This is a genomic window from Marinagarivorans sp. (genome assembly GCF_982758155.1).
The window spans coordinates 1-23,470 of record NZ_CEXWTU010000057.1 but is presented as its reverse complement, the minus strand read 5'-3'; the positions used below and the strand labels follow the sequence as shown (position 1 = coordinate 23,470).

15 protein-coding genes are annotated in these 23,470 nt (G+C 45.6%); 6 read left to right on the top strand and 9 right to left on the bottom strand.

Annotation, left to right across the window (positions count from 1 at the left end):
• Positions 1 to 503 precede the first annotated feature (503 nt).
• The 3 genes from AC3A8L_RS08665 to AC3A8L_RS08655 all read left to right on the top strand — a co-directional run bounded on the left by AC3A8L_RS08665 (position 504) and on the right by AC3A8L_RS08655 (position 6,333).
• Positions 504 to 2,981, top strand: a complete 2,478-nt coding sequence (locus tag AC3A8L_RS08665) for a DUF6055 domain-containing protein (protein WP_487961844.1) — start codon at positions 504 to 506, stop codon at positions 2,979 to 2,981.
• A 128-nt stretch (positions 2,982 to 3,109) separates the two neighbouring features.
• A complete protein-coding gene (locus tag AC3A8L_RS08660; protein ID WP_487961843.1) occupies positions 3,110 to 5,086 on the top strand; it encodes a hypothetical protein in 1,977 nt (658 codons plus the stop codon).
• 203 nt (positions 5,087 to 5,289) lie between these two features.
• Positions 5,290 to 6,333, top strand: coding sequence for an RluA family pseudouridine synthase (locus tag AC3A8L_RS08655; RefSeq protein ID WP_487961842.1), 1,044 nt, complete (start codon positions 5,290 to 5,292; stop codon positions 6,331 to 6,333).
• Positions 6,334 to 6,526: 193 nt separating this feature from the next.
• On the opposite strand, the gene AC3A8L_RS08650 is transcribed toward AC3A8L_RS08655, so the two are convergent.
• From AC3A8L_RS08650 to AC3A8L_RS08615, 8 genes are all read right to left on the bottom strand, one after another.
• The gene (locus AC3A8L_RS08650; protein ID WP_487961841.1) at positions 6,527 to 7,555 is read right to left on the bottom strand and encodes a hypothetical protein; all 1,029 of its coding nucleotides are present in this window, start codon (positions 7,553 to 7,555) and stop codon (positions 6,527 to 6,529) included.
• A gap of 414 nt (positions 7,556 to 7,969) precedes the next feature.
• A complete protein-coding gene (locus tag AC3A8L_RS08645) occupies positions 7,970 to 9,631 on the bottom strand; it encodes a hypothetical protein (protein ID WP_487961840.1) in 1,662 nt (553 codons plus the stop codon).
• Between the two features lie 522 nt (positions 9,632 to 10,153).
• The gene (locus tag AC3A8L_RS08640; protein WP_487961839.1) at positions 10,154 to 11,035 is read right to left on the bottom strand and encodes a class I SAM-dependent methyltransferase; all 882 of its coding nucleotides are present in this window, start codon (positions 11,033 to 11,035) and stop codon (positions 10,154 to 10,156) included.
• Positions 11,032 to 12,471, bottom strand: a complete 1,440-nt coding sequence (locus tag AC3A8L_RS08635) for an FAD-binding protein (RefSeq protein ID WP_487961838.1) — start codon at positions 12,469 to 12,471, stop codon at positions 11,032 to 11,034. The genes AC3A8L_RS08640 and AC3A8L_RS08635 overlap by 4 nt, the downstream gene beginning before the upstream one ends.
• Positions 12,472 to 12,812: 341 nt before the next feature.
• Entirely contained in the window at positions 12,813 to 12,983 is a 171-nt protein-coding gene (locus AC3A8L_RS08630) for a hypothetical protein (protein ID WP_487961837.1), read from the bottom strand.
• Between the two features lie 169 nt (positions 12,984 to 13,152).
• Positions 13,153 to 13,734: a chromate transporter gene (locus AC3A8L_RS08625; protein WP_487961836.1), complete on the bottom strand. Its 582-nt coding sequence runs from the start codon at positions 13,732 to 13,734 to the stop codon at positions 13,153 to 13,155.
• A 103-nt stretch (positions 13,735 to 13,837) separates the two neighbouring features.
• Positions 13,838 to 14,449: a hypothetical protein gene (locus AC3A8L_RS08620; RefSeq protein WP_487961835.1), complete on the bottom strand. Its 612-nt coding sequence runs from the start codon at positions 14,447 to 14,449 to the stop codon at positions 13,838 to 13,840.
• Positions 14,450 to 14,468: 19 nt separating this feature from the next.
• Positions 14,469 to 14,861 carry a hypothetical protein gene (locus AC3A8L_RS08615; protein ID WP_487961834.1) on the bottom strand — a complete coding sequence of 131 codons (393 nt, stop codon included), beginning with the start codon at positions 14,859 to 14,861 and terminating at the stop codon, positions 14,469 to 14,471.
• A 547-nt stretch (positions 14,862 to 15,408) separates the two neighbouring features.
• Here AC3A8L_RS08615 and AC3A8L_RS08610 point away from each other — a divergent pair.
• Positions 15,409 to 16,575, top strand: a complete 1,167-nt coding sequence (locus AC3A8L_RS08610) for a helix-turn-helix domain-containing protein (RefSeq protein WP_487961833.1) — start codon at positions 15,409 to 15,411, stop codon at positions 16,573 to 16,575.
• A 99-nt stretch (positions 16,576 to 16,674) separates the two neighbouring features.
• On the opposite strand, the gene AC3A8L_RS08605 is transcribed toward AC3A8L_RS08610, so the two are convergent.
• Positions 16,675 to 17,826 carry a helix-turn-helix domain-containing protein gene (locus tag AC3A8L_RS08605; protein ID WP_487961832.1) on the bottom strand — a complete coding sequence of 384 codons (1,152 nt, stop codon included), beginning with the start codon at positions 17,824 to 17,826 and terminating at the stop codon, positions 16,675 to 16,677.
• A gap of 831 nt (positions 17,827 to 18,657) precedes the next feature.
• Between AC3A8L_RS08605 and AC3A8L_RS08600 the strand changes: the two genes are divergently transcribed.
• On the top strand, positions 18,658 to 20,838 hold the full coding sequence (locus tag AC3A8L_RS08600; protein WP_487961831.1) for a family 43 glycosylhydrolase: 2,181 nt from the start codon (positions 18,658 to 18,660) through the stop codon (positions 20,836 to 20,838).
• 234 nt (positions 20,839 to 21,072) lie between these two features.
• Positions 21,073 to 23,229, top strand: a complete 2,157-nt coding sequence (locus AC3A8L_RS08595) for a beta-xylosidase family glycoside hydrolase (protein WP_487961830.1) — start codon at positions 21,073 to 21,075, stop codon at positions 23,227 to 23,229.
• The last annotated feature ends 241 nt before the right edge of the window (positions 23,230 to 23,470 follow it).

Sequence of the window (23,470 nt, the reverse complement as noted above, 5' to 3'; positions counted from 1 at the left end):
AGAAAGCCGATCTCTTCGCCTAATTGGATAAACTATTATTGCCTCGTCCCTAATGACTATTAACAAAGTCATTATTGAATTCTGAGCTTAAGAGCGCATGCGTAAATCACTCTCTGTTTAGGCCTTACCAATTTAAGTCGATGCCTTCACATTACGCCCCAAAAAGCAAAGTGAGTATGTTGATTACGCTGTATCCTGTTTTTTCGGCAGATTAAAGTGACTTTAAGTATCGAGTAGGTCATACCAATTATTGTCCATCCAACGATTACCTATCCAACGGTTATCTATTCAATAAAAAAAGGGCGAGTAAATATTATTTTATCCATTAATGCTTGATGTTGGCTTTTGTAGCTTTGTGCTTTTTATACTGTGTTACATAAGGCCGATATCCGTAGATATTGATGTTGTTCGATCTCTGGCGTGCGCTCTTTAGCGTTTAGAGAAGGGCGCCACATTGGATAAACTATTATTGCCTTGTTCTAAAAAGTAGAGGGCGAAGAAAAGTGAAAATATACAGGCTCAGTATTACGGCCTTAGTCGCGGTTGGGTTATCGGCCTGCGGTGGTGGGGTAACGCAAAGTAGCTCAACCGCTATGAGTCAGGCGGCAAGCTCACTTTCTTCTCCTTCAATTTCTATAAGCAGTGCCGCTGGGGTAAATAACTCCAGCATCAGCTCTAGCTTTGGATTAAGTAGCGAAAGTTTTAGTAGCAGTGCCACTCAGGCATTGGTGATCGAAGAAAACCAAATGGGTTTTTGTGCAGTAGACGGCGTGGTTGAAAATACGCATGCCGGTTTTACGGGCACCGGCTATGCCAATGCGGCTAATGCTGTTGCAAGTGGCATTACGTGGAAAATTAATGCCCGCGAAATGGGCAGTTATACTTTGGCCTGGCGTTATGCCAATGGTGGTGCGGCAGCACGCGTAGCGGGTATTTATGTGGGTGGCCTTAGTCAGGGTGCAGTTGCGTTTGAGGCCACCGACCTGTGGACTAATTACCAAACGCAAAGCGTTACGGTGAGTTTGCTGGCGGGAGAAAACACGCTTTATTTAACCGCTGAAAGCGATGCCGGCTTGCCAAATATTGATGCATTATGGGTAATGGAAAGCGGCGTTACGGCGGTTGCTTGTACTTTGGCATCCAGTAGTGAGGGCGTTGTTTCTAGCGTGGCTTCGTCGTCATCGGTTAATAACCCGAACCCGCAAGCTTGTGAAACGGGGACGACGCAAACCCAGTGGGCGGATAGCTGCCCAACCACGGCAACTAACAGTTGTACGGCAGGTACTTGGAGTACAACCCCGACCGGGAGTGATGGTCAGCCACTGCGCTACGAAAGCGAGCACTTTGCTTTTTATTGGCCTGACGGTACCAATATTGATATTGCGGGTGCTCAGCAAGCGGCAACCACATTAGAAATGATTTGGGATAAATATTTTAACTCTGCTATTAATTTCCCCGAGCCTTACTGCGATAGCGCAACAAAATATAAAGCGACCATTCATTTTGATAACGAATTTCCGCTGTGGGGCGGAGCGTGGAATTACCAAGGTATTAGTATTCCCGGTATGTGGGTGGGGCCTAGTGCAGCCAATGACCAGTGGGGTTTAGCGCACGAATTTATGCACGGGGTGCAATCTTTAACGCCTGCTTTCCCCGATTGTGGGGGTAGCAGTTGTTGGATTTACGAAAGCCATGCCAATTGGATGCCGCATCAAATATTCCGCGATAATGTGCATTGCTCCGAAATGCTCGCGAATAGCGCACATTTACATTACGGCAACACCCGTAACCGTTATTGTAATTGGCAATTTTTTGAGTATATCAAAGACAAGCATTGCCCCAGCGCTGTTAACCAAATGTGGACAGCCAGTGCACCGAGCGGCCAAGGTGACCCTTTCCAAAAATTAATGAATAACCAAGGTTGGGATATAGAGCAATTAAACGACACCTTTGGTGAGTGGGCTATGCATAACGTGACATGGGATTACCGCAATCCCGATGGCACCGACCAGGGGGCGGTTTACCGCAGTGCTTACGGCAATATTACCGATACGGCTTCTAACTATACCCAGCGCCGCTTACGCTTAACCCAGTTAGAGGCCTTGGATTATGACTGGCAACAAACTCGCCGTTTTAATGCTCCCTTTTATTGGGCACCCCAGCGCTGGGGTTACAACGTAACGCGCTTATACCCCGAGGCCGGCGCACAGGCGGTGACGATTAATTTTCGTGGCGTTACACAGGCTGCGGCTAATTCGGGCTGGCGTTGGGGTTTAGTTGTTACAGACAGTCAATTACAAAACCCGCGTTATAGCCGTTTAAAACGTGATGTGGGCGGCGAATTGAGTTTTTGCATTACTGACCAAGAAATCGTTTTTCTAGTAGTGTTAGCGGCGCCAACGCAATACCAAAAAATCGTATGGCAGCAACCTATGGATGGCACCGCTTACCCGAGTATTTATCGTTACCCTTACATGGTCGAAATTAAAGGTGCATGGCCAGAAGGTTTTAATCATGGCGTAAAAGCATTATGCCCCAGCGGTACGGTACGCCACAGTAATGGTGGCGGTTGTGCATTAGTTACCACGCCCAGTAGTGTATATGTTGGCCCTTATGCCAAAATTTTAGGGGGGAGTGTGAGCGAAAATGCACGCATAGAAAATCAAGCCACCATTATTAATGGCACAGTAACGGGGAATGCAACGGTGGGGGCATTAACGTTATTGGGGGTGGCCAGTAATCCCCATCATGGGGCTGCCAGTTTTAATGTTACGGATGACGCCAGCGTGCTGTCGGCTTTTTATCCAATGGGTTGGTTCGGCAATAACTTAACCGCCGCGGGTAGTGCTGTGTATAAAGGTGATTTAGAAGCTTACAGCAGTAAGTCGGAAAATATTTTTTATGGTTTAGTGGACGATGGCGCAACGGGGGTGAATAACGCTCCCGAAGTAACAACCCCACCACCGTATCAATGGTATTGATGGTGATGGCATTAATGTTTAGCCTAAATTTTAGTTCTTAATTTTACTGTGGGCTTTTCTGTGTAGCTCGATTTTTCGAAAAAATTTACAAGGCCGATCTTTAAAAAATAATAATATTGGATACAGTTATGAGATTAAAACCTTTAACCCTTATGCTTTCGGTAAGTTGTTTGGCTTCTTGTGGTGGCGATGAAATTAATTCGTCATCCAGTCTTTTTTCGAGCGCTCCTGCGTCGAGCCATTCCGTATCGAGTATGGCTTTCCCCAGTAGTGAGCAGTCTAGTGCTGAGTATTCTAGCGGTAAGCAATCCAGTAGCGCTATATCGAGCAGTGCTGCTAGCAGTGTAAATGCAATAGAAAATAATACGATTACATTAGAGGAGGGGCAGGTAGGTTATTGCAATACTCTTTCTGTGCCGGTTGATATGGATCACGATGGCTTTAATGGCGATGGCTATGCCAATACCGTAAATGCCATCGGTGCAGGTTTAAGTTGGTCTGTGATTGCCGATACTGCCGGTAGCGCGAGTATTAATGTGCGCTTTGCGAACGGTGGGGGGGCGCCACGTTCAGGTACGTTGTTGGTCAATAACGGGGCTGATGGTGCTTACCCTGTTGTTTTATCAACAACCGGCGCCTGGGCTAGCTGGCAAAACACGAGTGTGATTATTCAGCTGCAAGGCGGGGTAAATACTTTATCGCTAGTGGCTGATACCGCCAATGGTTTGGCCAATATCGATTCAATAAGTATTATTGGGCCTGGCGTTACTGGTGTCGATTGTGCTGAAACGCCACCACCGTCGCCACCTACCGTTGAGCCTGATGGTGAAACATTGGCCTTTCCAGGTGCTATGGGTTTTGGTCGTTATGCGATAGGGGGGCGCGGTGGCCAAGTGGTACACGTTACTAATTTGAACGATAGCGGTAGCGGGTCTTTACGTGATGCCATCAGTCAGCCTAATCGTATTGTCGTATTTGATGTGGGCGGGGTTATTCGCCTAAATAGCCGTTTAATTTTCAAGAAAAATCAAACCATTGCCGGGCAAACGGCACCGGGTGACGGCATTGTACTGTATGGCCAAGGCACATCGTTTTCGGGAGCTTCCAATACCATTGTGCGTTACCTGCGTTTTCGCATGGGTAGGGTAGGTACAAGCGGCCAAGATTCTGTTGCCATAGCGAATGGGACAGACATTATTTTCGATCATGTCTCTATATCGTGGGGCCGCGACGGTAACTACGACATCAACCCCGACAACAAAGGCGACCTTGGCCGTATTACTCTACAAAACTCGATTGTTGCGCAAGGTCTCGCCAACCATTCTACGGGCGGTTTGATGGATGCAAAATTAGGTTCATCCGTTATTAATACGCTGTATATCGACAACTGGACCCGCAACGTTAAAGCGCGCGGCACGGTACAGTGGGTTAATAACGTGGTGTATAACTGGGGCGATTCGGGTTATATGCTGGGCTTTCCCAGTAATTGCGGCAGTGCTTACGACAGCGGTGTTCGGTTTTATGGGCAAATGCTAGGCAGTGTATTTATCTCTGGTCCATTATCAAAAAGTGCGAACGATGCTTTAGCCAAAGAATGTAAAGCCTACGAAATATTCGCACAAGACAATTGGCTGGACGGCGATAAAAACGGCGCCTATAACCCTCGTCAATTAACCGGTGACGATTACGGTTTATCGAACGGCAATATAACGTGGTTAAGTGCTGCCAATATTGATTACCCACCGGTAAGCCCTTTAGCGGCACAAGATGCGCTTAATCATATTATTGCCAATGCTGGTGCATCAAAAGTACGAGACCCTGTAGATACCTTGCTAATTAATGAGCTGAAATCCTACGGCACAAAAGGCGCTAAGGTGAATGGAACCTGGCGCGGCATTGAAAATGAAAACGAGCTTGGGTTGCCCAATGTTGTTGGCAATATTGCTGGCGGTAACGCACCGGTTGATACCGACCGCGATGGTATGCCCGATACGTGGGAGGCTCAAAACGGCTTAGACCCCAGCAATGCTAATGATGCCATGCAAGATGCCGACGGCGATGGCTGGGTTAATGTTGAAGAATATATCAATAGTTTGGCGCCTTAGGGGTAGGCTAGGCCCTTTATCAGGGAGTTAAAGGGCCTGCTGGTTTTCCCTTCGAGCCGCGAAGTAGGGCAGGGTATTCGAGGGGATGGAAATGTTTTACAATCAATCAGAATATATTCAGCGAAGGTAAGTGCTGCTGAAATTGAAAAATTGTATAACGAAAAGGGTGCCTGGGCGGGTGGCTACTTTTTGTGGATAAAAGTATGAGCACCCCTTTCTTGATGACAGTAGCGGCCAAGCAGCAAGGCACGCGACTTTATGATTTTTTAGATGCCCAATTTCCTTTTTTTATAAAAGAAAGTTGGGACTTATCGCTGGTTGCTGAGTCGTTAAAAATACAAAATAAAACTCTATCCGGCAACCCGACGTTAAACGCCGGAGACACAATAGCGTTTAGTCTAAAGCAATATGTTGAGCCAGTAGTGAATACATGCTGGAAGGCCTATTGGCAAAATACTGAGTTGCTCATTGTACACAAGCCTGCCAATCTGCCTGTGCAACGCACTACGCGTAATATTTATAATACCTTAACGGCATTGGTGCGCCGCGAATTAAATCTTCCCCAAGCGCAACCGCTGCATCGCCTAGACTTAGAAACAGCCGGGTTTGTGCTCTTTGCAAAAAACAACGCTAGCACTAAGTTTTGGCAGCCTCAGCTTAAAGATATTTTACAAAAAAAGGTTTATCGTACGATTGTATGGGGCAAGCCAGCTTGGCAAAGCCAGCCATTTACATGCCGGCTAGCCACAAATCCCAACAGTGCAATACGCTGCAAAATGTATTGCACACCCGTGAATGTCAGTGAAAATTCAAACGAAGAACCTACAAATCAAAAAAATAAACTGGGTAAAATTAGTACTACTCACTTCAATGTTATTGAGTCGTTTGTGGTTAACGGTAATAGTTTTTCGATTGTAGAATGCGAATTACTCACGGGCCGAAAGCATCAAATACGCGCCCAGTTAGCCGAGTTAGGGCACCCTATAGTGGGCGATAAAATATACGCTCACGAAGGGGCTTATTATTTAAAAAGACTTAATGATGCTGTTGAAAAAGAAGATAGTGAAAGGCTGCAATCAGTCCATCACTTATTGGTTGCTTGCCGTGTTCAGCTATATCTGCCTTGTGAATTATCTACAGCATCTACAGATGTGCCGCCGTTACCCTATCCGCCGGAAATAATAAAGCTAACGCTGAATGAAGCCGATTACCCCGCGGCATGGCATGAGTTTATCGCGCGAAGATAAATTTTTAATATTATTCTCATTGTTGCCCCTCGATAACCCCCCTTGCTTCCAAGCTTAGTCGCTGGGCCGGAAAACTGCGTTCGGTCTGCCCCTTAGCGTTCTTTTTGTTGATGTTCCGAATTGTTATTCTATCTAAAGTTTAGGTGTTTTATTATTTAAGGGCTGCCTACTCTGGCTTGTTTTACCTCGCCCCTTAATAAGTGATTTCACTGATCTGAATACCTGAGCGCCATTTGGTTAATAAAAATCGGCGGTTAATGGTATCCCATGTCGGTGCGCTATAAGTATATTCAAACGGTTCAATAGGGCTAAATATTTTAGTGGTGTTATTAAATACAGAGGTTTGTGTGACCGTTTTCTTAAAGCCCTCGTAAGCGAATTCCTCTACTAGAAATAGGAGTTCACCATTATGCTGTTGTGCTGCCGAGGCGTGTAAGGCGAGTTTGGGCTTTGTGGCTTTATTCTCCGTGGAGGCTACCGATGTGGGGCGGTGTATTTCCAGGGTGGAATGTTTCTGTAAGTCAAAGGCTAAAGCAAAAAGTGTTTCATTGGCGGGGGTGTACCTGCGCAATGCAATAATGTATTGGTTATCGATTAATTGGTGCGGAATACGGGCGCCGTCGAGGCTTGAAAATTCCGTTTGTACGCGGGCTTTAAAGGCTTGATATATAGGCGAGAGACTAAGGTCGCTTAATACACTGTTGGTGGGGAGTCGGTAAAGCTTGTCGTGCCATAAAAAATAATGGCCAGAGCGCGCTAACGCGTATTTTTCTGAGTTTTCGAGGGCGTTACTTGGGGCTGTTAAAATTGTATTATTTGAGCAGTTGTCACCCGATATTTGGCATAACACTAAATCTTTTCGATGCTTAATAGTCAGTAGCGTATCAGAGCCTAAACTGTTTTTACTGAAGTCTTCTATCTCTTGGCTTGTCGCTATTTTATGCAATAGCGGGGAAAATTTCGCGGGAGAGTAAGTGGTGAGTGTAGTGGGAATATCAATATAAAATAGCTCGGCAAGGGTTGTTTGTGATGAGCAGCCATGCCCGCCCCAGCGGCACCTTTGCAGGTACTGCTCTTTACTGATGAGTACACGAATTTCATTTTTTGTAGCTAATGGTATTGCATCGTATATTTTATAGGCTGTTTTATTTTGGCTGCAAGCGGCCAGCAATACGCTGATTGATATGAATAAGCCACTTAAAAGGGTGCGTGTATTGGCCATATTTCACCTTTATTTATCTTAAATATATTAAGTTGATGGCTCAACTTTTGTTAAGTTTAGTTCATATCTATGGTTGAGATGTGCTTGGCTTTGAGCTCGAGGTAATAATCGTTTGGGGGCGTTAGGGGCGTGCACGGAATAAGTTGCTGGAATTTGGGTTTTTGGGTGCTTGCTTGACGAGGCAAAAATATGACGTAATAGCTGGCTATTGTAAATATTTTTAACGAAGGCAAGCGTGAACCCAGGAGTTCAAAAGCGGGAAGTTATTTAATGCACGCCCCTTAGCTCATTGCTAGTCGGTACCGTACTGGAAAAGTCTAGGCCAAAAAAAGCCGCATACCCGTAAGAGGGTGCGGCTTTGTATTTGGTGTGAGGTAAGGGGTTAAATCAACTCGCCCCTTATGCTTGTATTGATTAACGCTGGTAAAGCTCGCCCGTTACAATTAAGCCGCCTTTACCTTCAACTTGGTCGGGGAAGTTGCCACGAATAGGCAATAGGTCGTATTCAAAGGTGGTTTCAAAATACGCTTGGCATAAGTCTTCAGTAGTTTTACTGAAGGTGTAGCTCGTTTGCTCTGGGAAGCTTGCAAGTAGAATTGATGCGTCGACGTTAAAGAATATAGGTTGCTCATTACAGCCTGAATAGCCTAATTTGGCCATTAGAATGTCATCCCTAATTGTTGCGCTAATGATGTTAATGCCGCTGTCTTGTGGCATGGGGCCTGGTGATGTTGCATCGCTTTTTACGTTATACAGGCGAGTGGGTTGTTGCTCAAAGCTGACTGTTTGCTCTAAGTTTACGTCACTGCATAAGCCCTTAAAGCTTATTTGCGCTTGGTTGGCGTTGGCTTCGCAGCTATTGTTAAAGGTTTTGTATTCGCTGTTTGGGCAGGGCGCAGTAATGCACTGAATATTGGTCTTTACCTTACCGCATACGGGGTCAATATTCGCTGGGCAAATAGTTGGGGTGGGCTCAACAAAACTTTGCCCCTCCTTGTCACCACATTCGCCTTCAAAAAGGGTGTGTAATTTTGCTGCATCGGCAACACATTGATTGCTATAAGTCGTGTGAATAGGGTAGCAAGGTGTTGTTACGCATTGTACCGTTTGGGCGGCGCACACGGGAGCGTATTGCGCGGTGCAGGCTATGGGGGTAGTAACTTGCGGCAAGGTAATGTTCGGTTCGCCCAGTAAAGTGATATCAAAGGCATGGCGATTAACATCGAATAGCAGGGGCGTTGGTTTGGATTCTAAATGCACATGCAGCTGGCCTAAGTCGCAGTCGTAATAACCTCTTTCGCGAATATCGCTATAGCCATAAATCACTGTATTGGGCGCTGTGGAAAATTCAAAAAGGGTGGGGCCATCTTCTAGGTTGTTGCTAATGGCCGGTGGTGTACTGAAGGTCTTCCCAGCCACTCCGCGGCAGCTGTCAGTATCTTTTGCTTCGGAATAGGCGTAGGTGAGTTCGCCTGTACCTAGTGGGTCGAGTTTAAATTGCGTAGTGTCTTCGCTAAGCTCAATAATCATTTCTTTATTGCCACTGCCGTTATCTAAGGTGGCAATCACTTGGTTGTTGCTACAGCTATAAGTACCGCTTATGCCAAAGTCCGATTGCAGTAAAGAAAGCTGGCCGTCTTTAAAGCTTGCTTGCCAATGCATTTTACTAACACCGTTCGGCGTACTACCACCTTCCTCTAAAGTGGTGGTGTAATAGGTGCGGCCATTGATGGCGCTGCAGATATCGAATTCAGGTGGCTGGCAGCGGCTGGGGTCATAGCCTTCAAAAATAAATTGAGCGTCCAGCCCCTTTACGCCACAAGCATCAGCGGTGGTGTATTCCACTTCACAGTTACCGATTGCACATTGCTCTTTGCTGGGGGTGATGGCATAACACGCGGGTGCGCCAGCGGTACCAATGGCGCAGTCATCAATGCTTGATGATGAACTGGAGATGCTGCTAGCAGAGCTATTGGCTTGTGAGTTGGGCGTGTAGGTAATCGTGCCGCCATCACAACCAGTCAATAGACTGGTAAGGCCTAAGCCAGCAAGGGCTAATGTTCGTGAATGCTTCATGTGTGTCTCCAGACCGGTGAGTACATCGTATTTTATGATTGTCGTTAGCCTAGGTGTATGGGCTTGATAAATCTGTTAAAAATTGTAATTGACGGCTATTGTGCTGTGTTTTAGTTCTCAGCTTGAGTATTTAGGTGCGCCTGTCCTGCATTGTTGCGCTGCATTGTTGGCGGCAGAGCTGTACATTTATTGACCAGCCTCGATCGCTAGACTATATTTTTTTAGTTAGAAGCCGGCTAGAGCTGGCGCTAGTAATCAACAGCCGTTTAGGTGTTGGAGAGGTCTTTATGAGAAACGCGTGGATAATCGTGGACAGGCACTCGTCAAATTCTAGCACCTATCACTCCTGCACCCATAAATACCCCCAAGGCATTAGCTTTGGGGGTATTGTGTGTTTTGGGTCTATGAGCGAGAAATTTCTTGAAAGTAGAGGAGGTCTAGTTTTTATAATGTATTTGGGTGTCGTTATTTTTTAAGGGTTCCTGTCCTGTATTGTTGCTGCCCCTTGAGCATATCCAACAGCTAATAAGCCAATACAACGCGCTCGCCGATAGCCAATACCTCATCAGCTAACCCTACAAACTTCAATACCTCATTTGCCAGTACTTTGTGATCAGCATCTTTATGAATTCTATAGCTAGCCTCACCTAGCAGGCACCTGAGAGACGAGGCATCACTCCCCGAGCGAAAAGGCTCATCGCTTCTTTTTAGCCACCAGGTCACTAATTTATGTGAGTTTTTGAACGATATGTCCGCTCGTGGCACACAATCTATGTAGGTGAAAATAATAGCTGGCCTTTCATCCGCTAAATGGGATAGCTCAATAAGTAAGCTTCCAACCTCTCCCTTGGAGAGATACATTAATACGCCCTCAGCAACTACAATAGTTTTCAAAGAACGATCAAAACCAGCCAAATACAGCCTCTCGGCTAAACCACTCTCGTCCAGCTTACTAGGCACCCGAACAATAGCATTATCCCTTCCCTTTACATCTGCCCCCCCCATAGTTGCAGGGTGATCCACGTCAAATACTTTCAGGGTATGCTTTTCGCCAACAATACGCTGACTTAAACCATCACAGCCAGCTCCCAAAATAACAATCTGATCAACACCGCTTTCAACTGCATCTTTCAATAGATTATAAATATACTTTTTTCGAGCTAAGTAATGCAATTGAATACCAGGCAGCATGCACCACTCTAGAAAATACACGAGCTTCCGAAATAGCCTAAATTGCACCAGTGACAAAAACACTCGTCCAGATGCTCCTAGCGATAATAGACTTTGTTCGCATGAAACTAAGACGCCGCTGTCAATCAACGGTTGGCGACGAGGATCGGCAGCTTGCAAAACAACGCTCTTAGCAATAAGCGTTGCTGTTTTACTTGGTTTCCAGTCAATCACAAACATCCCCCCTTCAGAGCATCTTCTGTGCTTAGTTCAGCCGCAAACAATTCAACATAGTGCCGATACCAATCACTTGAAAAAACTCCACTCTTGTCATATTTATGTTTAAGCTTTAAAAAGCTGACAAAATTTGGATAGGCATTGAGTATCTGATCTTTCCTTGCCCAACGATGATAAGTCAGAAAAAAACTACCCCCCAGTTCAAGTGCACGATCAATTAATCGCTGAAAATCAAGCTGTGCCTTACATATACCTTCCTGAATATGGTCCACATGCAAGTTGAATATCACACAGGCATAATCTTGTTTTGCCCAAGGGAGGTAAGTATCGTTGTCTCTTTTAATTAGGCGAATAGTTCCATAAATAAGGTGGACGTTATTGGCAATAAAATCCCGTCGAGCGACCTCTAAGAATTTCTCCAGTCGCTCCTGCGGTACATATAGCTCGGTAATCATTTCGGAGCCTCTACAAGGGACTCCAAACGCTTTATCAATATCATCATGATAATCGTTCATATAGATACTTAGCTGATGTGTATCAGACCAATATTCTTGGCCACTTGTTGCCAAATAAAATTGTGAGTACACCTCAAAAGCTTTAGATTTTTGCTCGTGAGCTAAAGTAATCAGATGACGCCAATCGTTCTCAGACAAAGCCATATTGTCATTTTCTACACCATCTGCTGCGCTAGCGCCTTCACCCGAAGGCAACGGCTGATAACATGAAAACACTCCCCTACTGATAAAGTCATCACTTTTTTCATCACACGAAAACTGAAAATCACCGTAGTCGTAACCGCTTGCAATTCGATCAGAAAACTTGAAAGGAAGCTCAGAAGACCGAATCAATTCAACGGTTCTTTTTACCCTTTTCCTAGGGGCAAGCTGTAAAGTCACTTCTGAAATCACCCCAAAAAGACCATAACCACCGACAACCAATGAAAACAGCTCGTGATTATGCGTGCGACTACAAAAAGTTACAGCACCATCAGATTGGACAATTGTAAAATCAACTACATCCTGTACGATAGGAGAAAACCTCAATCCTCGGCCGTGAGCATTTGCTGATACGCTGCCGCCAATACTCATAAAGTCGGCGCCAGTTTGCTTTTGATTAATTCCCCACTGAATTCCCGCATAAGGGGACTGCACGATCAAAAAATCACACAATTTTGTCCATGTGATTCCGGATTGAACAGAGATGCGGCCAACAACAGGGTCGAACTTTCGGACATCATTATATTCACTCATATCAATGAGCGCAGCGGCATGCAAAAACTGCTGCCCCCCCATCGCGCCCCGCCCCCCGCATACAGCCAAGCTCGCACATCTTCTAGCGCATGCTTCGACTTCCTTCGCTATATCTGCTTCTGTTTCGATCATCACCACTTTAGTGACATCAGTAGCATTCAGTTTTGAGTGAATATCATTCACTGATATTCCGGAACCTATATCCATAGAGCTTACCCCTTCAGTTATTCACAGCTCGGCATAGCCGATCTATATCCGCTTTCACCAAAGAGACGGTTTTACATTCCAAATCCGCACCCCCTATCACCCACAACCCAGTAAAAGCTACATGCGGGCGGGCACAGTCAGCCGTAGGTAAAGTTTCAGTGTCTCTGCGCCCCCATAGGTAATCGTGGACAGGCACTCGTCAAATCACTACATAAGGTATAAAGAACGCCAAGCCTAAAACTATCTGACTCCTCAGCTATTCTTTAGAGTGCCTGTCCTGCATTATTGTATTTGTAGTATAGGAATAAACTTTTTACTTAACTCGACGCTCTTTTCTTTTTACCGAATATACCCGTCCAAAACAGCCCTTCAAAAACTAACCCCAAAACGAGAAACACAATGCCGCCCGCCGGAATACCGAAACTATAACAAGCTATCGCGGCGAAAAAGCAAACAACAGTCAGCGCTACTCTATACATTATCTTCATCTAGCTATCCTCTTCTTAATCTCGTTTAACACATAATGTTTTAGCGGATTCGAAAATTATTGCACATTACGCCGCTATAAGATGCCGCTATGTCGTTGATCGGTTTTACGCTAGCTTTTTTAAGAGTACAAAACCGAGCGGCGGAATAGCTGTCTGCATGATGGCTTGGTTATGGCTTACTTTCTTCAACAACTACAATAAGGGCTGTTAGGTGTGGATACCCTTGCCACATAAAAACGCCTTTACTGGAAAGCGAAAACGTTTTTTCTGGAAGCTTGGGGTAATAGTACATTTGATGAACTGGCGTTGGTTGCAATTTGTTAATGTCAGCATTAAACCACTTATTGTTAGGAGACATCATATAAACCAAAGACCCATGATCGGCAGTAGGTAAATTACCTTTTTTAAACTCGTCTTCAATTAATTCATTTACCACGTCATGTGATTTACCTAGATATAGGTGCTTCATTTGAAATTGGTAAGTAGGAAAAACTGAATTCATTGCCTCATCGTTGAAACACGATGGTTCATATCTGCCTTGAGGGTCACTTATCACCATACAAGTGAAGTTGTTATCTCCCTTTCTGATAATTTGGAATTCACCGCTTACAAATTTCATTATTGTTGCGCTTGACGTTACATTATTCGGCGCACCTTCGCTGGCCATTGCGATAATCTTTGGATCTGAAATCTCTAATGCAAATAAATGCGGCGCTAACAAAGTGGATAAGAGTAGCATTAGTGTTCTCATTATTCATTCCTTCGGTTCATATGTAATAACGCCCAAATTTGCGGACGACTTGTAGTGACGAAGGAACGGAAAGGCGTTCCGACAGACTGCGATTGTTAGAATTTTATAGCTGAGTCATGCCATTGAAGACATTCTCAGAGATATCAAAATTTTCTTTTGAGTCGCCCGAGACCATGGCATTTAACCAGAGTCCATCTCTAACTTCCCATGCAATAAACTTCCGTCTTAGAACAAATTTTTCACAGTCTTCCTCAAGAAGAATATACGACCCATTATTACCGAGCACACAATAATCGCCAATTGTTCTATTTATCTCGCACTCTCTTTTTACCATTTCAGCCGAATGTTCATAACCATCTGGTCTCCAATATACAGCCAAATCAAATGCTGAAGACATAATTGAAGGACTTTCCTTAATTCTTGAAAATGATGAGAATAGTTGTTTCTCTGTTTGTATTTCGTCTGGTGGATCATCATTTGAAGTTTGATGCCTTTGCGGATTTTTTAAAGATGTCCCCGGACGCCGATTTCCCCAATAAAAATGTCTCCACTTTTCTGGAAACTCGACTGCAATTCCAAAATATGAATTTTCGTATTTTTCCACAGGCGACTCCCGAGAAATTATAACGCCGCTATATGCAGCAGCTTTGTAGTTGTTTATTTTTGTGGCAGTCATTTTCGCCGCAAAATTAAGCAACGGAAAAGCTGTCAGCATGATGGCTTGGTTAAGTTTTTTAAGTGCAGTCGGCGGCTTTCATCGTTTCTTGAGCCATAATAGCGCCGTTATTGTCATAATACTTAAAGGTGAAAACAACACCTTTTTTCATGTTTGATAGTGATGCCCGAGTGTTACATAGATTGAACTTTGCATTTTCCAATAAGTGGTATTCGTGCTCGCACTCTGCGTAGCAACCTTCTTCCATATCTGTCAGGGTATAAGATATGAAGACCTCATTACCAGATGCATAGTGCTCTTCTAGCCTTACGGTATCGGAAAGCATTACAGGAAGACTTCTTTTCTCTAATTCAGCTATTCTCGTCGCCAACTCCTCAGGAGTCGGAGTATCCCATATCCTAACTGCCAGCGTGATCAGCAGTAACGCAGATGCAACTAAAAAACCTTTCATCGACACACCAAATTAAAACTTAACATTTGATTCACTACCATGGTCACATATAGGAATATGCCTACATATAGACCAAACTGACTATACCTATAACTATACCTAAATTACTTAATATAGACATCTGCCGCATCAGGCTAGTATCCTCATCTAGGCATTTTTATAGGTACTGCTTTCAACCAATACCGTCTTTGATCCCAAGCAAAAAGGTAGTGAGAGCGCAAGCTCGGAGGGGCGCCCAGTTATTCCTGAAGCAGCACGTCGACCGCATCAAACCAGCCCCATGGACATTTGACCGGCCGCAGTACCAGCTTTCTTTGCTATGGCACTCAGTCGTTATCCCCAAAAAATGAATACTGCTTGTGTTAAAATTTCGACCCTGTCGATTTCGGCTTGCTCGCTTTTGCGTTAAACTCCCTCGGTTGGCGGCAGGGTCATTCTTTGCGACTTATGGGTTGATGGATATAGTCTAAATTATAACTAGGGTCGAGCGCCGTGGTTGCATCACATGTAACCTTTATCTATTCAAGTCTGATGGGACATACGTTTAATGTCAGAATTTTATCGAAAAGCCGTTGCGGTGTTTTCGGCTTTATTATTGCTTTCAATCATTGTTGCTGCGGTGTGTATTCCGCAATCTTATGTTAAGCATCAATTTTTTCCGCTGGCGCAGAGTGAGCTGCCTTGGAGTGCCTCGGCGCACTCGGATGGCCAGTTAACTGGCCGTTCGACAGCGGTGATTAACGAAGCCGATGCTTTGCTTGATTACAGCTACATGCTTTACCCCAGTGATGACGGACCTTATGCAGGAGTCGCCTTGACGCTGACTTTGCCAGAATCTGACGTCGCTTTTGTGGACCTTTCGAAATATAAAACCATTTCATTTATGGCTACCTGTAATTTAGCCAACACCCTAACATTCACGATTAGCACACTAGACCCTTTAATTACTAAGCCTAACTCAGCCATAAGCCATCGTCCGGCAATGGCGCATTTCGCGTGTAACCCTCTGGCAAGTCTTGTGTCGATTGATATTCACCATTTAGAAGTCCCCGATTGGTGGTTACGCGATTTTAGTGTCGATCTCTCTAGTCGTTCCTACTCGCTACAAAAGTCGACCCATTTTAATTTTGGTATTTCTGCGCAGAGCCCTTTGCAGAAGATGTCGCAGGTTAGGATTGAGGGTTTGGCCATTCAAGGCCGAATATGGGCTTGGCTTGTGTGTATGGCCATAGTTTTTGCATTGCTTTGGAGTGGCTTTATTTTTTGGCTATTCAGGGGATACACGCAAGCCTTGAGGATTGTTTTAGGTGAAAAATCTAAGACCGATGAGCAATTTTATGTGCAAAGAGAATTGTCGTTGGAATCGCAGGGCGACAAAAACAAAAGTGCCGTACTGGCCTATATGTCTTCAGAGTATGCAGATCCTAATCTTAGTGTGGATTTGGCGGTGTCGGTATTGGGGGTTAACCGAATTAAAATTAATACAGTGCTTAAAGAGGCTTCCGGCTTAACGTTTAGCGCTTATTTGAATAAGCTTCGGTTGTTGGAAGCTGCACGATTATTAGCTGAAAGCGATAGCGCGAACGTAGCTGAAATTGCCTATTCCGTTGGCTATAAAAATGTGTCTTATTTTAATAAATTGTTCAAAGATGAATACACGTGCACGCCCAAAACCTATAAAGCCATGCGAAACTCTGAATCTGTTGAGACTTAATGAGCGAGGCAATAGTCTAGGGCTACTGCTGGGTATAGCCTCTGCGACTTCCCAGCCCCTAATTCGAAGATGTTAGCTTCGTATATGTCAGCGGTGTTTTTATTGCTCTTCACTATAAAGCTGCTTGAATGTTTTTGGTGTGCAGTTGTATTCAGCCTTAAATAACTTACTAAAATAAGACACGTTGTTATAGCCCACCGCGTAAGCAATTTCTGCAATCGCCGCACATTTATTTTCGGTTAAAAGTCGTGCCGCTTCGGTAATGCGCAGTTTATTCAAATAAGTGTTGAAGGTGAGGTCTAGTTCTGCACGCAGTATGTCGTTAATTTTGGTGCGGTTAATGCCTAGTTCTTTGCAGGCCGATTCTAAGCTTAATTCCCCATCGGCGTATCGTGTGGCCATAAAACGTAGTACGTCGCTTGTCTCTTTGTTTTTTTGTGGCGTAATAGTTAGCTCTTTATAGGCGATAATCTGCTTGTCGCCCTTAACTTTTTTCTTAACATCTAAAATAAGGTGGTTAAAGTAACGCCGTGAAATATAGAAAATAGCGCCGGCCCAACTCATCGCTACCAGTAAAAGGCTGGCATACAAGTAACCGTACTTTCTTCCCCTTAGTTCCACATCCTTTACCCTAACGTGTGATGTTATGCCCCTTGGGCTTTGCAGGGAATTCACAATACTGAAGCGGTAGGCGCGGGTTAAGTCGTAGTAATCGTCAGAAAGCTCCAGGCCAAACTTGTTTATCCACCAGTCGGGGGTATCTAGCGTCTTCACCCCGACCTCCATGGCTTTCCAGCTGGAATCGCAGGATAGAAAAATTGAATTAGTCCGTTGGCTATCAGGGTCGCCTTGTTGTGTGACTTTATCGTGGGTGAAAAGGTTAAATAGCAATACGTTTTGCGGGGCGCAGGCAATGCTAAAGTTAATGCTGTCGTAGGCGCTCAAGTCAAACTGTGTCGAATGGTCGCCCTTATTGCCAAATTGAAAGGTATAGGCTGTGTAGGGGGTAGCTTGTTTCTCGGGTAGAAAAAGCTGGTAGTCGATGACGTCGCTTAAGCTTGTTACCGTTAAGCTTGCGCCTTGAGCCTGATCCTTTGCTTCAATAAAGGGCCACCACTGTATGTCTGAAAGGGCTAGCGGTGTCAGAGAGGTTTTTACGTGAGAACTGCTGTAGCCCAGGTAAACGCCCACTATTGTAGCTAGCATTAAAATCAGTACTAGGCTAATGGTATCTCTATAAAAAGTGTGCATAGGTTTTTATTATCGTTATATTTTTATTTGAATTATTAATAAATTATTTTCGCCCTTTACCGTAAGGGACGAGGAAACAATATTTCATCCACTAATGCTTGATCTCGACATTCTTACCTTCGTTGCTCAAAGCGTTACATGCCCCGGCATGCGCCCCTTCGAGCGCCTCGATAAGAAAGCCGATCTCTTCGCCTAATTGGACAAACTATTATTGCCTCGCCCCTAATGCAAGCACCGCAATGGAAGCTCCCTTGCACGTTTTTGCGATAGTGTAATAAAGGCGACAATAAAAGTGAGGGTAATCATCGATGGATTGTATTTTTCGGCCCATCGTTTAAATCGACCGTTTGTTTTTTTTGTGACTATTCCGGCGTTTACTTAGGTTAGCGTTTAGTACCGATATTGTTCAATTGATCTAGACATTATTGCTCAGCCTAGCGCCTTAGGAAAATTTTAGCGACGGTTGAATAGCCTTTTTTTGCATAGCTGTGGGACTTCATTTCTAAGAAGTCTCAGCGAATGTCTCATCCCCTATTAAACGTCTCATCTCCTTATCGTCGCTGTGATAACCCCTTTGCTATCAATGTTTACAAGCATATATGCCCAAAATATTTGCGTGATAGCGTTCACAATTAAACACCGAAATTTAGCCTGCGCTTTAAATATTAGACTCTAAAAGTATAAAAATCTGCCTCTTTGGTTAAAACATCCATATTTAGGTTATTTTTGTATGCATTAATTGTTACTTTTCTACTACCCAAGGGTGTTGGCTTGGATTGCCGGCAAACGATGGTTGTCGGTCATTTATAAGAATAATGAGAGTGGATCCATATGATTAATAATACGCATAAATCTGGATTAATCGCAAAGGCGGCTAAGTGTTTTGGGTACGGGGCATTCGCAAGCCTCATCACGGGGTTGGCCGCTGTAGCCAGTGCCGACAACCCTTTGGTTTCTCATGTTTACACGGCCGACCCTTCGGCACGCGTATTTAACGATCGCGTTTATGTGATTACCACTCACGACCCCGATGGATCCACTTCTTATGGCGAACTGCAGGACTATTTCCTGTGGTCCAGCGACGATATGGTCAACTGGCAGGATCACGGCATTATCTTCGGTACAAAAAGCCATACAACATGGGCGTTCGGCGCATATGCGCCTGATATGTTTGAGCGCGACGGTAAATTTTATCTGATTTTCCCTAATGTCACTTCTGGCCTCGGCATTTTAGTAGCAGACCATCCAGAAGGGCCCTATGTAGATATTAAAGGTTCTGCCGTAATTAGCTCTCGGAATACGGAAAACGCCAACGTTCAGTGGCTTTTTGATCCGGGCGTGCTTGTGGATGACGATAATTCTGTTTACGTAACCTTTGGTGGCGGCGGACCGGGGCAGGCGCGTATTGTGAAGTTGACTGATGACCTCCTAGGGCCAGATGGGCCGGCGGTTACAGTGGATGCGCCTAACTTCTTCGAGGCTTCCTATATTCATAAGCGCAATGGTGTTTACTACTTTACCTACTCGAAAGACTACACCGGCGGCGCGCCGACCATCGAATACATGACCAGTAATAATCCCATGACGGGCTACACCCACCAGGGCACGGTAATCCCGCAGCCTTGGGATAATTACAACGGCAACAATCACCACTCGTTTATTGATTACAAAGGGCAGTCTTACGCCTTTTATCATAACCAAACTGTGTGGTCTAGCGGACCTGGTAATGGCAGAGGCAGTATTTACCAGCGCTCTATGAACGTGGACTACCTTACCTATAGCGGCAGCGCGATAAACCGCGTTACGCCCACCCGTGAAGGCGTTGCGCAAATTCAGAATTTCGACCCTTTTGGTAAAACCGAAGCCGAGATTTTTGACGGCCAGTCGGGTATCGAAACCGAGCGCAACAGTGACGGCTCCATGCACGTGCAAATGGATAATAACGACTGGTACCGCGTCTCTAAAATGGATTTTCAGACCGGGGCCAACATTATTGAAGTCCATGTTGCGGCGAATTCGGCTACCACGCTTGAAATGAGAACCGGCAGTGAAACGGGCGACCTTATCGGTACCGTGCAAGTGCCCGCTACAGGCGGCTTGAATACGTTTCGTACCGTAACAGCCGCACTTACTGGGGTTTCAGGCGTTCACAATGTGTATTTCCGAGCCAAGGGTCGTTTGAATTTCAACTGGTATGAGGTGACAGGCGAGCCGGAAGATTGCGGTACTACCGAGGGCAACCCGGTCTGTTGTGACATGGGCTCAGATAGTGATCGCGATGGCTGGGGCGTTGAATGGGGCGAGACCTGTAAAGTGACGGAAGCCGGCACCCGTGGTTTTGAACCGTTGAACGGGCAAGACGTTATCGCGGCTATTAACGTGGGCGGCGCTACGGGCGACTACCACAATAATGTGTTTTACCAGCCTGATGTGCGCTTCACTAACGGCACGGTGTATGCCGTTACCGACACCATTATGGATGCTGCGAATTCTAAGGTTTTTAACAGCGAACGCTTCGGCGATTTCAGTTATCAAATTCCGGTTGATACGGGAAACTATAGCGTGACCCTGCACTTTGCCGAATTGTTTCATGAAGCAGTCGGTGGCCGGCAGTTTAGTGTTGAAATTGAAGGGCAGCCCGTTTTGACTAATATTGACCTGTTCAGCGAAGTAGGGCACGACACGGCTTATACGCCACCGGTATTCAATATAGCGGTAACCGATGGTTTCCTCGATATCACCGTTTCTACTGAAATCGACAATGGTTCTTTGAGCGGAATCTTGGTCAAATTAGACGGTACCCCTCCATCATCAAGTAGCTCACCTTCGTCATCTAGTGCTTCATCCCTTTCTTCAATGGCTTCTACATCATCGAGTTCTGTCACTAGCTCTGCAACTAGTTCTTCTTCCGGCTCCAGCGTTGTGGCGGGTGCTGTGTCGTATTTGTGGTTGCTGCTGGTATTCCCGGTTCTTTATCGCATTAGGCGGCGGGTTATTAACACCCCACCTTAGGTTTTAATTGATACGCCTGTGTCTGCAGGCTTTGCGCGGCGGCCTTAAAACATCGGGCCGTTTGCCCCTCTTATTTTTACCTGAAGAACACCCCGTGCGCTGGTGCGCCTTTGGCTGTGCCTGTATTTCTGCGCCACAGGCTGGCGATGGCGCGATGGGTACCAATGCCTGGCTGCGATAACCGGCTTTTTTAGCGCACCTATTTTTGTTACAGAGATTCAATTGGGAATAAATATGTCAGTAAAACGCACAAGTAATATTTTGACATTAGTCACCCTGCCATTGATGACATGGGTACTTGTGGCCTGCAGCGGTAATGGGCAGCCTGAAGGCAGTTCTTCCAGCGCCTCTAACAGTTCGTCAACTAGCAGCGTGCCATCCAGCCTCTCATCTGATTCATCCAAGAGCGCATCATTTAATAGTTCGAGCGAGGGTGTAACGGCGGCGCGTTTGGTGGTTGCGGTAAACGCCGGGGGCCAAAGTGCATTGGTTGATGGCGTTGAGTTCGACGCCGATAAATTCGCACGCGGAGGTGGGGTGTACGCCAGTGGTGATGCTATCTCCGGCACCGAAGGCGATGCCGTTTTCCAATCAGAGCGCTATGGCGACTATGCCTATGAGGTACCGGTTTCTGATGCGCAATACAGTGTGCGGCTTTACTTCAGCGAGCTTTTTCACAACGCCGAAGGGGCAAGAGTCTTTAACGTAACGGTCGAGGGGCAGGCGGTTCTCATCGATTTAGATGTATTCGAACGTGTTGGTCACGATGCCGCTTTCACGCAAGCCGTAAACGATATTGCTGTTGCCGATGGCAGCCTGACAATAACCCTAAGCCCCAGTGTGGACAACGCCACTTTGTCTGGATTTGCGGTGTATTCAGACAATGGCGAGCTAGAGGAACCCGAGTATCCAACGGTGGAGGCGGGCAACCCTAATATCTGGGCGGATGTGCCTGATATGTCCGTTGTGCGGGTTGGTGATGTGTATTACATGAGCAGCACCACCATGCATTTGAATCCGGGCGTGCCGATCATGAAATCAACAGACTTGGTGAATTGGGAGGTTGTTAACTACGCCCACACGGCACTGGATTCAAATAACAACGCACTGAATATGAATGGCGCTAACGCTTACAGCCGTGGGACATGGGCTAGCAGCATAAATTATAAAGATGGCACTTTTTACGTTACATCGTTTTCTTACACCACAAACCGAACCTATATCTGGCGCACCAATAATATTGAAGGGGGCAGCTGGACTCAAACTGTCCTTCCCGCTTTGTATCACGATGCTTCGCTTTTGTTGGACGATGACGGCCGTAATTATTTGGCTTATGGCCACGATGATATTCGTTTAGTTGAAATTAATGACGATTTTACCGGCGTTAAAGCCGGTGGCGTGAATCAGCAAATTATCACCAAAGCTTCTTCGGTGGCGGGCTCGAATTTTATCCTCACGGCAGAGGGCACGCAGATACAAAAAATTAATGGCTGGTATTACGTTTCCAATATTTGCTGGCCTTCTGGATCCTCCCGCACACAAATTATTCATCGTTCGAAATCAATTACCGGTCCCTATGAAGGACGGGTCGCTTTACAAGATCGCGGCGTAGCGCAAGGCCAATACATAAGCACAGCCGAAGGCGATTGGTACTTGTATGCATTTCGCGATAGTGGGGCTGTTGGCCGAATTCCTTGGTTAGTCCCAGTAACTTGGCAGGATGATTGGCCGGTGGTTGGCGTGGACGGAAAAGCACCGCAAACACTCGGTTTTGAAGTTGAAGATAAAGGCATGCAGGGCATTGTGCGTTCCGATGAATTTTCGACTAGCCCGTTAGATTTGGTGTGGCAGTGGAACCATAACCCCGACCCTGCGGGTTGGTCGCTTTCCGAGCGTCCAGGTTATTTACGAATTACCAATACACGTACCGACAGTAGTTTTACCGCAACGCGTAATACGTTAACGCAACGCATGTTCGGGCCGACGAGTACAGGCGTTGTCGCCATCGATGTGAGTGGCCTAAAAGATGGCGATACCGCGGGTATTGGTGCTTTACAGTCGAAATATGGATTTGTGGGGGTAACCCAAAACGGCAGTAATCGCGCTGTAACTATGGTTAACGCCCAGACGGGTATGCCGCAGGAGGTGGAAAGGGTGCCTCTGGATACTGACCTCGTTTACTTGCGCGTACACGGCGATTTTCGCAACCAAGTGGACGATGCCACATTTGCCTACAGCTTGGATGGCACCACCTGGCGAGACATTGGTAACACGCTACAGATGTCTTATGACCTAGCGCACTTTATGGGTTACCGGTTTGCGCTATTTAATTTTGGTTCGAAAAGTAGTGGCGGTTATGCCGATTTCGATTTTTTTCATGTGAGTCAATAACGGCGGCCTGAGTTTTTAGTCGCTTGCTGGCAAACACCAAAAAGCGGCAAGCGATGCTAGGCCATCTAAATGGGTAGTTTTAATTTATAAATTGTAACTATTCAACAATGCACAAATAGGCCGGCAAACTGATTATTTTCTGGGCCGCTCAAGCCATCCTTGGGCGCTATGCAAGCGTTCCTGACACTTGAATGCCCAGAAAAAAATCAATTCGCCTTTTGGGTGAACATTATTTCGAACC

Coding starts and splice junctions, on each gene's coding strand:
- AC3A8L_RS08660 (WP_487961843.1), top strand. CDS start 3,110: ATGAGATTAAAACCTTTAACCCTTATGCTTTCGGTAAGTTGTTTGGCT.
- AC3A8L_RS08655 (WP_487961842.1), top strand. CDS start 5,290: ATGAGCACCCCTTTCTTGATGACAGTAGCGGCCAAGCAGCAAGGCACG.
- AC3A8L_RS08650 (WP_487961841.1), bottom strand. CDS start 7,555: ATGGCCAATACACGCACCCTTTTAAGTGGCTTATTCATATCAATCAGC.
- AC3A8L_RS08645 (WP_487961840.1), bottom strand. CDS start 9,631: ATGAAGCATTCACGAACATTAGCCCTTGCTGGCTTAGGCCTTACCAGT.
- AC3A8L_RS08630 (WP_487961837.1), bottom strand. CDS start 12,983: ATGAAGATAATGTATAGAGTAGCGCTGACTGTTGTTTGCTTTTTCGCC.
- AC3A8L_RS08625 (WP_487961836.1), bottom strand. CDS start 13,734: ATGAGAACACTAATGCTACTCTTATCCACTTTGTTAGCGCCGCATTTA.
- AC3A8L_RS08620 (WP_487961835.1), bottom strand. CDS start 14,449: ATGCTGACAGCTTTTCCGTTGCTTAATTTTGCGGCGAAAATGACTGCC.
- AC3A8L_RS08615 (WP_487961834.1), bottom strand. CDS start 14,861: ATGAAAGGTTTTTTAGTTGCATCTGCGTTACTGCTGATCACGCTGGCA.
- AC3A8L_RS08610 (WP_487961833.1), top strand. CDS start 15,409: ATGTCAGAATTTTATCGAAAAGCCGTTGCGGTGTTTTCGGCTTTATTA.
- AC3A8L_RS08605 (WP_487961832.1), bottom strand. CDS start 17,826: ATGCACACTTTTTATAGAGATACCATTAGCCTAGTACTGATTTTAATG.
- AC3A8L_RS08600 (WP_487961831.1), top strand. CDS start 18,658: ATGATTAATAATACGCATAAATCTGGATTAATCGCAAAGGCGGCTAAG.
- AC3A8L_RS08595 (WP_487961830.1), top strand. CDS start 21,073: ATGTCAGTAAAACGCACAAGTAATATTTTGACATTAGTCACCCTGCCA.